At 35.7% G+C, this 13,013-nt stretch carries 12 protein-coding genes and 1 pseudogene; 4 read left to right on the top strand and 9 right to left on the bottom strand.

Going from position 1 to position 13,013, the window contains the following annotated elements:
• Window positions 1–53 precede the first annotated feature (53 nt).
• Window positions 54–902 (bottom strand): CPBP family intramembrane glutamic endopeptidase, encoded by an 849-nt coding sequence (locus tag QUF93_RS07885; protein WP_289358397.1) that lies wholly within the window; start codon window positions 900–902, stop codon window positions 54–56.
• A gap of 140 nt (window positions 903–1,042) precedes the next feature.
• Between QUF93_RS07885 and QUF93_RS07880 the strand changes: the two genes are divergently transcribed.
• Both QUF93_RS07880 and QUF93_RS07875 read left to right on the top strand, forming a co-directional pair.
• Window positions 1,043–1,744 (top strand): response regulator transcription factor, encoded by a 702-nt coding sequence (locus tag QUF93_RS07880; protein ID WP_289358396.1) that lies wholly within the window; start codon window positions 1,043–1,045, stop codon window positions 1,742–1,744.
• Window positions 1,745–1,753: 9 nt separating this feature from the next.
• Window positions 1,754–3,496, top strand: coding sequence for a sensor histidine kinase (locus tag QUF93_RS07875; RefSeq protein ID WP_289375256.1), 1,743 nt, complete (start codon window positions 1,754–1,756; stop codon window positions 3,494–3,496).
• Between the two features lie 169 nt (window positions 3,497–3,665).
• On the opposite strand, the gene QUF93_RS07870 is transcribed toward QUF93_RS07875, so the two are convergent.
• The gene (locus tag QUF93_RS07870) at window positions 3,666–4,568 is read right to left on the bottom strand and encodes an AraC family transcriptional regulator (RefSeq protein WP_289358394.1); all 903 of its coding nucleotides are present in this window, start codon (window positions 4,566–4,568) and stop codon (window positions 3,666–3,668) included.
• 289 nt (window positions 4,569–4,857) lie between these two features.
• Between QUF93_RS07870 and QUF93_RS07865 the strand changes: the two genes are divergently transcribed.
• On the top strand, window positions 4,858–5,343 hold the full coding sequence (locus tag QUF93_RS07865; RefSeq protein WP_289358393.1) for an RNA polymerase sigma factor: 486 nt from the start codon (window positions 4,858–4,860) through the stop codon (window positions 5,341–5,343).
• A 5-nt stretch (window positions 5,344–5,348) separates the two neighbouring features.
• Window positions 5,349–6,473: an anti-sigma factor gene (locus tag QUF93_RS07860; protein ID WP_289358392.1), complete on the top strand. Its 1,125-nt coding sequence runs from the start codon at window positions 5,349–5,351 to the stop codon at window positions 6,471–6,473.
• Window positions 6,474–6,551: 78 nt separating this feature from the next.
• On the opposite strand, the gene QUF93_RS07855 is transcribed toward QUF93_RS07860, so the two are convergent.
• The 7 genes and pseudogenes from QUF93_RS07855 to cysT all read right to left on the bottom strand — a co-directional run bounded on the left by QUF93_RS07855 (window position 6,552) and on the right by cysT (window position 13,006).
• Window positions 6,552–7,127, bottom strand: a complete 576-nt coding sequence (locus tag QUF93_RS07855; RefSeq protein ID WP_289358391.1) for a hypothetical protein — start codon at window positions 7,125–7,127, stop codon at window positions 6,552–6,554.
• Window positions 7,128–7,611: 484 nt separating this feature from the next.
• Window positions 7,612–8,589 carry an HD domain-containing protein gene (locus QUF93_RS07850; RefSeq protein ID WP_289358390.1) on the bottom strand — a complete coding sequence of 326 codons (978 nt, stop codon included), beginning with the start codon at window positions 8,587–8,589 and terminating at the stop codon, window positions 7,612–7,614.
• A gap of 133 nt (window positions 8,590–8,722) precedes the next feature.
• Window positions 8,723–9,829, bottom strand: coding sequence for a metallophosphoesterase (locus tag QUF93_RS07845; RefSeq protein ID WP_289358389.1), 1,107 nt, complete (start codon window positions 9,827–9,829; stop codon window positions 8,723–8,725).
• A gap of 88 nt (window positions 9,830–9,917) precedes the next feature.
• Window positions 9,918–10,100, bottom strand: a pseudogene (locus QUF93_RS07840) (PD-(D/E)XK nuclease family transposase); the annotation flags it as partial.
• Between the two features lie 123 nt (window positions 10,101–10,223).
• Window positions 10,224–11,297: a sulfate/molybdate ABC transporter ATP-binding protein gene (locus QUF93_RS07835; protein ID WP_289358387.1), complete on the bottom strand. Its 1,074-nt coding sequence runs from the start codon at window positions 11,295–11,297 to the stop codon at window positions 10,224–10,226.
• A gap of 12 nt (window positions 11,298–11,309) precedes the next feature.
• Window positions 11,310–12,167: a sulfate ABC transporter permease subunit CysW gene (gene cysW / locus QUF93_RS07830; RefSeq protein WP_289358386.1), complete on the bottom strand. Its 858-nt coding sequence runs from the start codon at window positions 12,165–12,167 to the stop codon at window positions 11,310–11,312.
• Window positions 12,168–12,178: 11 nt separating this feature from the next.
• Window positions 12,179–13,006, bottom strand: coding sequence for a sulfate ABC transporter permease subunit CysT (gene cysT / locus QUF93_RS07825; protein ID WP_289358384.1), 828 nt, complete (start codon window positions 13,004–13,006; stop codon window positions 12,179–12,181).
• Between the last annotated feature and the right edge of the window lie 7 nt (window positions 13,007–13,013).

The raw sequence follows: 13,013 nt of genomic DNA, 5'->3' as shown, positions 1-13,013 counted from the left end.
TAGAAGCGGAATCTATCATTTCCTTCAATATTTTCTCAAACGTCTTCTCTACCTTACTTATCTCCCACTATGCTCGAAAAGCTCTTTTCCTTCTCCGCATATATAACAGGCACTTCTTTACTCCAATATTTGCGATTCATAAATAAAAAGATGAGTACTAAGTTTAACCCTGCCATAAAAATAATTAATCCTGGAAAGAATGTCGTATAGTTCGAAAAATCAGCAAAACTCATTATCTTTTCTCTACTTATTAGAAAAGAAGAACTAAGCACAAACGCATTGTTTAACATATGAATAGCAATTGGCATGAGTAAGCTTTTCGTACGAATATATACGATTGATAGTACGATGCTAAACACGACTGCGCCAAGGAAATCAACATGTAAGCAAGCAAATAAAAGCGCTACAACGATCATTGCTATACTAGTACCCCATTTTACTGCAAAACGCTGAAGTAAAAATCCTCGGAAAACAAACTCTCCGACAATTGGCGCGATAAATACAACCATAATAAATTGATATACATATCCCCCGGTACTATCTATAATCGGTTCATGCAAGGCATTCATAATGAAATCTGGTGTAATCCACGCAAAGCTGTACATGTATAAAATAAGATAGCCGTAACTAAAAACACATAGCATAATCGCGATGTACAAAACTTGCACTAGGTTAAATGTTTCATTTCTATTAATAAATAATGAAAATGAGACTCGATGCTTTCTATATCCATAAAAGAGCCATATTATTGGAAGGATATAAAATATAAGAATATTTATAAAAGAAGAATTTTGTATATGAAATGTATTTTCTAGCAATTCATTACTACTTCGTGCTATCAAAATTAATAGTGCAAATACAATTAAAAAATATCTAGCTCGCATCGTTTGAAACGGATTCACACTCATCTCCTCCCCATGTTACTTTTATCATATCATTTGAATCTTAATTTTTTGTGAAAGAAAACCTTAAAATTTCCTTAAAAATTCCATAAGTTACAAAAAAGATGATATGATATTCGAGGAAATTAGGAGGGATTCATATGTATCATGCAAACATTCTACTCGTTGATGATGAAACAGCAATTTTACAATTACTAACTACCATTCTTGAAAAAGAAGGGTTTTCTCATATTACAACCGCAACTTCTGCTGAAATCGCTTTATCTCTCATTGAACAAAACGAATATGCTTTAATTATTTTAGATGTGATGCTTCCTGGACAGTCCGGCTTCGATATTTGTCCTATCATTCGCCAAAAGACAGATTGTCCTATCTTCTTCCTAACAGCGAAAGCGTCTGATTTAGATAAAGTATCCGGATTTTCATACGGTGCGGATGATTACATTACGAAGCCATTTAATCCGCTAGAAGTAGTAGCTCGTATGAAAGCTCAACTCCGAAGACATATGAAACAAAGCATACAAGAACAAAAAACACACTCCATTTCATTTGGAAGGTTTGAAATCGATCAACATTCTGCGGAACTAACAGTAGATGGTAATGTTGTCGAATGCTCCGCTCAGCTCTTTCAACTATTACTCTTCTTTTGTGAGAATCCGAACTACGTATTTTCGAAGGAAGAAATATACGAAAAAGTTTGGGGAGCGCCTGCCTATAATGGCGATGATAATACTGTTATGGTCCACATTCGAAAACTACGTGAAAAAATCGAACAAGATCCAAGTAAACCAGAATACATAAAAACGGTTCGTGGACTTGGCTATAAGTTCGTTACAAAGTAGGTTAACGATATGAATTTAAATAAACGACTTATAATCCAGTTTATTCTGCAACACGTTTTCGTCTTATTTACGTTACTTATCGCTGTATTTGCTTCTTTTTCTTATTTAATTTTTCTCCTTAATAGCACTTTATATGAACCTAACATTTCTGATTATGATAGTTTTACAATTTCTGAATATATTTCTTCTGAAGACAATCACATTACATTAAGACCTGAATTAAAAGATTTAATAACAGAAAAAAATGATTGGCTTCAAATTGTAAGCGAAGAGGGAAAAGTCCTTTACAACTTCAATACACCTAGCGATGTTCCGACCGCTTACACAAAGACATCTTTACTTACATATTTACAAAACAGTAGAGAAAATCCTTATAAATTTAACTATTGGGAAATTAAATTAGAAAAGAAACCGGTACTCGTTATTTACGGTGCCAAACTAAAAAGTAATACATTACTCAAAACGATACAGCAAGGGCATCCTTCGTTATCACTAAATGAGTTTGCATTAACTGAACAAGAAAAACAATTACTTTCTAAAGAAAAAGCAATGCTACAAATATTTAATAACAATGGTGAAGAAGTTTTTTCCTATCCAGATGGAAAGAAAAAAACATTTTCAGCTATAAAAACTGCTCTTAATGAGAAAGAACCGTGGAACCATAAAGAAAGTATATCTAGTTTTTACGATTCAAATAGCGGTCATCTCATCGTTGTATCCGCGAAAAACGATCATTACTATCCAGATGATGAATTAGATGATGTATTTACTAAGAAACTTCTAATCGGATGCAGCTTAATCCTCCTTATCGTATTTGTTTATTTAGTCATTCTTTCAATTTGGTATGGAAATAAGTTTGGGAAACCGTTATTACACGCGATGCGCTGGCTTAAAAACATAGCCGGGGGGAAATATGAAGAGCCTGTTAGTAAAAAAGGAAAAGCGATTCGATTCCGAAAATCCGGTAAAGAAAAATGGTCGTTCCGCCTATTTAAAGATGTTACGAACTCACTAGAGCACCTTTCTATTACTTTGAAAAAAAACGATGCAATGAGACAAGTACTGCAGCAAACACGTGAAGAATGGATTACTGGTCTGACACACGATTTAAAAACACCGCTTAGCTCTATATATGGCTATGCACTATTACTAGAATCGAAGCAGTATAATTGGACCGATCAAGACATTCAACAATTTGGCCATGTCATGAAAGAAAAGTCACAATATATGACTACGTTAATTGACGACTTAAGCTTAACGTATCAATTAAAAAATGATACCCTTCCTGCGCAGCACGTAAATGTTGAAATCAATCAATTCGTCCAAAAAGTACTATTGCAATTTATTAATAATCCAATGCTGCAAAATCAAAACATTGAATTTGTACCAAGCTCAAGCAAAATCCAATATTTTATTGAAGAAAAATGGTTCCAACGTATTATCGAAAACTTATTAGTAAACGCCGTAAAACATAATAATGAAACAACAAAAGTAATCGTAAAACTTTCGCAAAATGCTAAATTCTTTACATTATCGATTTCAGATAACGGAAAAGGAATGGATGATAAAACGAAAGAGCTTTTATTCGAGAGATATTACAGAGGAACAAATACAGAAGAAAGCAACATCGGAACTGGACTTGGCCTCGCCATCACAAAACAGCTCGTTCACGCTCATAATGGAACGATTTCCATTGATAGTGAGCTCGGAAAAGGAACGACGATTATTCTTGTGTTTCCTTTTAGTTCATAAGAAAAAGTGCTTTCCAAAAGCACCTTTTCTTATATTTTCTCTTTTCGAAGCAATACGCTAATAAATGAAATTATATCGGCGTTTTTCCGAATATATCGACCACAACCCTAGATATATCGATTTTCAAAAATAAAACGAACCATCTCTCAATGGTTCGCTTCTCTTCCTATTATTTCTTCTTCACCGGTATCCAAAGCTCTACTTGAGCAAACTCACTCTTATCTTCATGGCAACGCTCATCGTATAGTTCAAACTCTGTAACTCCGCAATGTTCATATCCTGAATGCGGGAACCATTCTGAGAATACTGCATTCCACGTTTGATGAATAGACGAAACCATTTCCTCATGAGGAACTTTCGGCGTTGTAAATACGGCATACGTTGCTGCCGGGAATGTGCGCTTTGCAATTTCATTTGGTACATTTTCAAAGCCTGTAACTTCCATCCCGATAATATAAGTGAAGTCCCCTGTTTCTAAATTAAAATCTGTACATAGTCCAAGCTCTACCCATTGGCTCGTATCTTTACGATTCGGAATCGTCGTTCCAAGATCCTTTTGTAAATACTCCTGCCAAAAGACCGGGATATCTTGATGATTTTTCCCTTCTTTACTCGTCGTCTTCAGCTCATAACCCGCCATTAAAAATTCCGGTTTATTTACAATACGATATTCCATTTGTATGCCCCCTAAATATGGATTTAATTTTCTTTGTTTTACATTCACTCTATAATACATTGGTGTTTCAATTTCTTGTTTTCGATATTCACTTGGTGTCATCTGAAATAATTTTTTAAAGGCTCTCGTGAACGTTTCGTGGGATTGAAAGCCATGCTCAAATGCGACATCAATAATTTTTTCATCCGTATGAGAAAGTTGATAAGCTGCCCGGGCTAACCTCCTCTTCCGAACATACTCCATTACTGTATCGCCTACTAACGCCTGGAATACACGATGAAAATGCGATTCAGAAAAACATGCAATGCGAGCTAAATTACGCAGCGTTTGTTTTTCCATTACATCTTCTTCAATATAGTCAATTGCCCTTTGAATTTGAGTTTCATAACTTTCCACCTCTGTTCACCCGCCTTATATGTATTATGATAAAAGAGAATCCTATCCAATTCTTGACGTTTTTTACTATAATTTTATAAAGTGAAACTTTAATCAGTGGGGTTTTTGTTCATCCCCCACTGATTATTAGTTGAACCAATCGGGCATTTACGGGCAGTTGATCTCCCACCTAACTTCTTTGCACCAGCCGAATCTTGAGGTGGGAGTTTTACTGCCCGTTAATGCTGGATAAAAAATTGTAACTTTTTTATATGTATTTCGTTGTTATTTATGAAGGGAGGGAAATGTAGTGAAACGCAAACAATCATTAGAAGACATTTACTCAGAGCACATGCATGACTTATTTCGCTATCTTCTCTCCCTAACCGGAGATCCCCACCCTGCAGAAGATCTCATGCAAGAAACTTTTTACCGAATGCTCGTCCATATTGACTATTATGAGGGAGAAGAAATTAGGCCGTGGTTATTTACAATTGCCTACAACGCCTTTATCGATTGGTACCGAAAAGAAAAGAAGTATAAAACAACTAAAATCGAAGAATTCCATTTACCAAACGTGCCAAGTACAGAGCACTCTTATTTCGTAAAACATGAGATTACTAGTTGGTTACAAAACATATCCTCTCTTCCGCTCGAAAGACGAAATGTGTTACTACTACGAGATTACTACGGATTCTCCTATAAGGAAATAGCAGAAATGACCGGTCTCTCGTTAGCAAAAGTAAAAATTGAATTACACCGAGGACGAAAAGAAGCAAAAATCATTAAGGAGTGATGCAGATGGTTTGTGCAGAATTTAAAAAACTGTGGGAGAAATATGAAAACGGAACACTCACACATGGCGAACAAGAACAGTTAGAAAGTCATATAGAAACTTGCGAAGAATGTGAAGCACATTTGGATGAATTGTTAGCAAAAACAGAGCCGATTAAGAAAAAGTTACCACCAAAAGATCTTAAAATTCCTTTTTGGAGGATTAAATGGAAACATCGTTTACAAACGCTTGGTTTTATACTAGCAATTTGTATCGTTATATATATGATCGGCGGGGTATTATCTGCCTTTTATTTTCAAGCTGATAATGATAAACGGCTAAAAGAAATAAGAGATGTTCCTTCTCTTGCACTTGAAGCAACTATCCCAAATAGTCGCGTTATGGGGGGCGGAACAAGTGTAGAAGCTTTCTTTCGAACAAACAGCCAATTTGATTTAGTAAAAACGATTGGTAAAAAAGAAATGCCGCTCGGTACAATTGAAACGAGCAGCTTCTTATCTTCTTTAAATATCACAAATAAATCTTGGGTGAATATGCACTATCAACCGAACATCCACTTTGTTCACCCAAAAATAAAACAAGGTGATTATTTGAAAGAAGCATCTAAAAAGGTTTGGGATACACTTGCAAAGGTACATGAGGGAACAGTTGCAGAAGTAGCAATATCTTTTGACAAACCTTACACTTTACAAGAATTAGAACCACTTTTATATAGCGTATTTGAAGCACAAGAACTCCCTCCAACTCCTGTATGGTACGCTTTAGATACGGGACAAGAAAGAATAAATGAAGAAGATTTCATCCTATCTGGGAGCGACTTTATAGGATTTCCAGAACATATAGGATTCCTTGATGATGAAACAGAAAACCTAAAAACGCAAGAGGATAAAGTTATTGAAATGATGCGCATTCTTTCTACACATGAAAAAACTGTAAGTAAAGTTGCCATGGTTCCTGAGGATCAGCTGAACTTAGATAAACGTTATAAATATGTAAAAGCTAACGGCGTAAAAGTATACGGAATGGTCATTACTGGACCGTCAAAAGAGTTATTAAAATTACAAAACTCGCCTCACGTACGTTATGCTACTCTTGGAGATATTGAGGTTTGGAATTGGTTTGATCATTAAAAACGAAAAGGCTGATTAGAAAATAGCTACTATTTCCTAATCAACCTTTTTAATAATACCTTTAAAAAGATATCAATTTTATATTTCACTAACCGAATCCGTGAATAAAGCATGAAATACGTTAACTTCCCCCATACGTAAACATTCCGTTTCTATATCAGGAATTGCAGTTCTCGCAACCTCTCGTTCTACTCTTACAAATCCTTTTGTATTCATTAGTTTTTCAAATTTACAAATGTTATCCATTTCTACATCGATTATCTCAAAAGTCCATTCCCTTAATTCTTCATCATATGTTGTTTTTAATACGTAGTAATAATAATATTTATCAAGTAAACTAACAAAAACCCCTAAATCAATATCATCATTTAACATTGGTTCTTTTCCATTTAATAACACATTATACTCTAGACAATTGTATAGGTTTAAATCTGTATAGTCTGACACGTGATAATCGCAAAATGTTGACTCGATTAAAGACAAAATTTCCTTTTGAGAGCTTTCGTTTTTCACAAAGCTCTCTTTTAAGTCTACAAACCTTTTATACTCTTTGGACTCTTCGTACAATTCTTCTTTCACAATATTTTTCGGAAAGAATTTGTAAATTGTTTCTTTTAATTCATTCATCATTTCAGTTTTCGCCGTTTTAACCATTCTGTAAATCCCCCTATGCTAAAAAAATTCCCACCGTAATAAAGAATCATACCCCAAATATGTTATTAATTAACAAATATATTATATTAAAATAAATAATATGATTCAATTCTGTTTTTTTAGAATTTTTCTGTTATAATGGTGGATTCCCAAAAATATACTTATCATAATATAAAAATTACAACAAAAAACGACAAAAACCTTTAAATTACCTTAAATAATAGAAAAATTCATATATGAATAATAAAAGATTCCAAGGTAATTATTAAAAAATATATTATTTTCATCACATTTGAAATGAGTACTTTTTTCACAAATTATTTTTATCGAAAAACTTTGAGAAAATTCTTTTTTTACCATAATAGGTATTTTTCTGGTAAAATACAATGGTATCGTAAAAATGCAATGCATTTCCATACGAACAACCCTTTAAAGCAAAAAGGTGTCATCATAATCGATGACACCTTTTGTTATTACAAATACACTAATTCGAAATCACTTTCACATACATCCCTCTCACCGCTTTTTCATAAGCGATATCACTCATCTGTCTTATTTTTTCTGATACAACAGACGACTGAACGATTTTCCCTTTACTAAGTAATGGCGGATCAATAAGACGCACTTTATTTTTCTGATGTAGATCATACTCATTTCTATCTTCTTTTACTTCTATACTTGGATGAACTTTTCTTAATAAAGCATCTACTTCTTGATCTTTACATAGCTGCAATTTCGAAATAAGCTCATGGTCTTCAAGAAGAAAATCATCTGGATGGATTATCTTTTTATGAAGAGCCAATTTTAACGTTTTCGCTAACATATCATTTCCATAAATATTGATTGGTTTCATAAAGAAATCGATAACTTCTTTGTAATACGTCTTCGTAAACCATTCAGCAATCTCGATATTTTGAAGAACCATTTTCCCATTAACTGCGATTAAATCATCTAAAAAATTTTGAGCTTCTTCTAAAGAAATATATCCATATGTATACATATCTCTCAATGTGTAATCCACTCGGTCTGCACATAATTCTGGTGCGGATCTTTCAAGTAATGTCCACTTCGAATCATCTAACAAAATATCTTCATAGTTATAACCATGCTTTGAAAGAATCGCCGGGATTTCCGAGTTTTTCACAACAGAGCTAAATATTTCTTCATGATAACTTTCATTTTCGTTATCAAAAACATAATCAATTACATGGGAAAAAGCAGTATGCGATACGTCATGCAGTAAACCTGCAATTTGTTCTTCTACTGAACCACCAAGTTTTTTAATTAACAACATAGCACCAACTGAATGATCAAAACGTGTTACATTCCATTCCTCATTTATTAAGTAGCTTGCGCCATTTTGATGAATACCTTTCAGCCTTTGCACAGGTTTACTTAAAAGTAATTCTTCTAACACTTTATCTACTTTAAACTCACCATATATGACATCTGATATAACCACTCATAATCCCCCTTTTCAAGCAGAGTCTTCTTATAGTATCTCTTTTTTCAGAAAGTAAATAAAGAACTTCACTCGAATATTTTGTACCTTTAAATTAAAAAATAGAGAGCCATCAGCTCTCTATTTCACATACCTATTCAAATGTAACTTCCACCTGCACAATCTCCGACCTACTTCCAAGTCTAAGCGGTGGTCCCCAGAATCCAAATCCAGAAGAAACAATCGCATGGAATGCACCTTTTTGCGCGTATCCCCAGTCTAGTTCGTACATTCTTCTCGTCACAATATGATTCGGCGCCATTTGTCCACGGTGCGTGTGACCAGATAATAATAAATCGACGCCGGCATCCGCTGCTTGTTTTAATTCAAATGGCTGGTGATCCATTGCAATAACAGGGAGCGATTTATCTACCGTACTCATTAGACTTTCAAAGCTTTGACGATCACGCTCTGTTTTATCTCTTCTTCCAACGAGATAGAAATCATCTTCAATTGTAATGACTTCATCTAAAAGAATACGAATATCAATCTTATCCATCTCTTGTAAAAACTCAGGAATAGCTCGGCCGTAATATTCGTGGTTTCCTAGCACGCCATATACGCCTAATGGAGCTTTCATCTGTTTCATGATTGGTCCCATATTTTTCTGAATGAACACGCCTGGATGATCATCGATAATATCACCAGGCAGTAAAATAATATCTGGTTTCATTTCATTTACATGATGGACAAGTCTCTTTAAATGAGAAACACCAGACAGTTTACCGAAATGCATATCAGAAGCCATCGCAATGCGTAAACTTTTACGCCCTTCTACTTTTTTTGGTATATGTACATCATACTTTCTTACTACCGGGCTATACGCATTAAATACCCCGTATGCGAAGATAAAGAAAAATACGAGTAAAGTGACTGCCCCTGTCCAAATAATTGCCGTGTCTCTCTCTATAGAAAATTGTAAAAAGAAGACTGCAATATCGGCTAACGGCAATAACATAAGCGCATATTGTATAACCGCAAACCAAATTGAACCGACCGTTCGCAGAAAAGGAAGAAATTTAAACACTTGCACGAGAATGTACGCATATGAGATAAAGCCAACTACGAAAGCGTAATACCCCCAAGATTCCCAGCCAAATACTGCATGAAGCCAAACCCAGCCGTTCCAGCCAATGTAAAACATGAGTAGTGTGTATACAATTAAAATAGTGAATATATTGAGATAACGAAAAATTTTCACTGCTAGCCTCCTTATTAATTTCTTCTATTATAGCTTGTTCTGTGCCTAGAACGTAAATAGTAAGCAAATCAAAGTTATTTTCCTCTTACTTGTGATCCTCATATTCTCTGTGCAAATGTGGATATTTTAGCTGTAACGATGTAATAGGTGATTCTAAAGATTCTTATAACATAGCATTTAAGAAAGTCGTAAGAATATCTTCGTTACCACTCGTACCAAATAACTGTTTAAAGGCAAAATCAATGCGCAAATTTACTAATTGTTTGGACATGGCATTCCTCTCCTTTTATATCTATAACCAGCTCTCGTCTACATTGTACATAAGAATAAGACATTCAAGCAAACAAAGAGATGCGGCCCCTATACATACTCATATAGAGACCGCACCTTATTATTAAATAACAAAATCCTCTGGAATAAACACCTTCACTTCTCTCGGATGTACGTATACAAACTCACCCGTTTGAATGCTCAGCTGTTTGAACTGTTCTTTACTAATTTCTGCTTCTAAATACTCATCTATTCCGTCTCGCTTCAATTCTACATATACGACAGGGCCAACTGCATGTGAGTATGTTACTTTCGCCGGGATGGCATCTATACTTTGTTTCGTACGGGCAATTGATAGATGATGTGGTCTTACATATCCCACTCCGTCTACATTTGAAACGTGCTTATGCTCTGGTGCTTCTAGTTCCACCGATCCTACATTTAGCTTACCTTTATGAACGCGGCCGTGAAATAAATTCACGTTTCCTAAAAAGTCATATACGAACGGGCTTGCCGGTTTTTCATACACTTCTTCTGGCGTTCCCATTTGTTCAATGCGCCCTTCATTCATTACAACAATGCGGTCTGCAACGTCTAACGCTTCTTCTTGGTCATGCGTTACGAATACGCTCGTAATTTGAAATTCGTCATGTAATTTCCGGAGCCATCTTCGCAATTCTTTCCGTACTTTCGCATCAAGTGCACCAAACGGTTCGTCTAGCAATAAGATTTTCGGTTCGACTGCAAGCGCCCGGGCTAGTGCGATACGCTGGCGTTGTCCGCCAGATAATTGCGCTGGGTATCGTTTTGCGAAACCATCCATTTTTACTAGTTTCAATAGTTCTGTTACTTTTTCTTCTATTGCTTCTGCTGAAGGTCTTACACTTTTCTTTCTTACTTTTAAACCGAAAGCAACATTTTCAAACACATTCATATGTTTAAAAAGTGCATAGTGCTGGAAAACGAAACCGACTTGCCGGTTTTTCACGTGAATATTTGTTAAATCTTCCCCATCAAATGAAATAGAGCCTCCGTCCGCCTCTTCTAGTCCTGCAATAATTCGTAATAACGTTGTTTTCCCAGAACCCGACGGGCCTAATAAGGCGACAAGCTCACCTTTTGGAATATCCAAATGAATATCTTTTAACGCTTGAAACGTACCATATTGTTTTGATACACCTTGAATTTGAATACTCATCATAGTCCCTCCTTATTGTCGTTTTTCCATTCTCCATTCAATCCAGTTTTTTATAACGAGCGTAAAAACTGCGATGAGTGACATTAAAGTCGCCACAGCGAAAGCTGCTGAAAATTGATATTCATTGTACAAAATTTCAATGTGAAGTGGCATCGTATTTGTCACACCACGCACGTGACCAGATACAACGGAAACTGCTCCGAACTCACCAATTGCGCGGGCGTTACATAAAATCATGCCGTATAAAAGACCCCATTTTATATTCGGAAGCGTAACATGCCAAAACATTTTCCACCCGCTTGCGCCAAGTGATAGAGCTGCCTCTTCTTCACTCTTCCCTTGCGCTTGCATAACCGGAATTAATTCACGCGCAACGAACGGGAACGTAACAAATATCGTTGCAATGATAATGCCAGGGACAGAGAAGATGAGCTTTACACCATGTTCCAATAGCCATCCGCCAAGAGCAGCACGCGGTGTAAAAAGTAAAACGAATACTAATCCTGCAATGACTGGTGATACAGCAAACGGCAGTTCAATAAGAGATAATAATAATTGCTTTCCTTTAAACTGAAATTTTGTAATAAGCCAAGCCGCTGCTATTCCGAATATCGTATTAAGCGGCACAACAATTAAAGCAACGAGAAGCGTTAACCTAATTGCTGAAAATGCTTCTTGATCTGTTACGGCGGCAATATATACATCAACTCCTCGTTCAAATGCTTTCATAAAAATTGTCACGAGCGGCAGTAATAGAAAGAGAGATAAAAATAAAATTGTTATCGTAATGAATAGAATTGGTACTAACTTAGATTCTTTTTTAGCTGATACGCTTTTTACTATTTTCTTTTCTAGTAATGTTGGTTCCATTTTCTCCCCTCCTATTCGCTTTTCAGTTCATGCCTTCTGCTCCAAGTTTGAATCATATTAATAAAAAGTAAGAAAAGGAGAGAAATAATAAGCATCACAGCCGCTACAGCTGTTGCGCCTGCATAATCATATTGTTCTAGTTTCGTCATGATCATAAGCGGTGCGATTTCTGTTTTCATCGGCATATTACCAGCTATGAAAACGACAGATCCATATTCTCCTAGCGCCCGCGCAAAGGCGAGTGAAAAACCAGCAAGTAACGCCGGGAATATTTCTGGCAAAATGATTTTCATAAATATTTGGAAGCGTGACGCCCCTAAACTAGAAGCTGCTTCTTCTACTTCTTTATCAATACTTTGCAGCACTGGTTGCACCATTCGGACGACAAATGGTAAGCCAATAAACGTAAGTGCGACGATAATTCCGAGCGGGGTAAAAGCTACTTTTATATGAAACACACTAAATATTTTTCCGATCCAACCATTTTCGGCATATAGCGTGGTCAGTGTAATACCAGCTACAGCAGTCGGAAGAGCGAATGGTAAATCAATTAGTCCGTCTAATAATCGTTTCCCTGGAAATGTGTAACGAACGAGCACCCATGCAATTAATAAACCGAAAATGGCATTAACAATTGCCGCTACAAGTGAAGTCGTTAAACTCACTTGATACGAATGCAAAACGCGCTCACTCGTTATAACTTGTGCGAACTTCTTCCAGCCTAGCTGCGAAGTTTGAATAAATACGATAGAAAGTGGTATAAGTACGAATAAACTCATATACAGCATTGTAAAGCCAAGAGATAATCCAAACCCTGGTAAAACACGCTTCTTCCTCATATAACGT

The sequence above is a fragment of the Bacillus hominis genome (assembly GCF_030348325.1).
In the GTDB taxonomy this organism is placed as follows: domain Bacteria; phylum Bacillota; class Bacilli; order Bacillales; family Bacillaceae_G; genus Bacillus_A; species Bacillus_A hominis.
This window is presented reverse-complemented; position numbering and strand designations above follow the sequence as displayed.

Coding starts and splice junctions, on each gene's coding strand:
- QUF93_RS07880 (WP_289358396.1), top strand. CDS start 1,043: ATGTATCATGCAAACATTCTACTCGTTGATGATGAAACAGCAATTTTA.
- QUF93_RS07875 (WP_289375256.1), top strand. CDS start 1,754: ATGAATTTAAATAAACGACTTATAATCCAGTTTATTCTGCAACACGTT.
- QUF93_RS07860 (WP_289358392.1), top strand. CDS start 5,349: ATGGTTTGTGCAGAATTTAAAAAACTGTGGGAGAAATATGAAAACGGA.
- QUF93_RS07855 (WP_289358391.1), bottom strand. CDS start 7,127: ATGGTTAAAACGGCGAAAACTGAAATGATGAATGAATTAAAAGAAACA.
- QUF93_RS07835 (WP_289358387.1), bottom strand. CDS start 11,297: ATGAGTATTCAAATTCAAGGTGTATCAAAACAATATGGTACGTTTCAA.
- cysW (WP_289358386.1), bottom strand. CDS start 12,167: ATGGAACCAACATTACTAGAAAAGAAAATAGTAAAAAGCGTATCAGCT.
- cysT (WP_289358384.1), bottom strand. CDS start 13,006: ATGAGGAAGAAGCGTGTTTTACCAGGGTTTGGATTATCTCTTGGCTTT.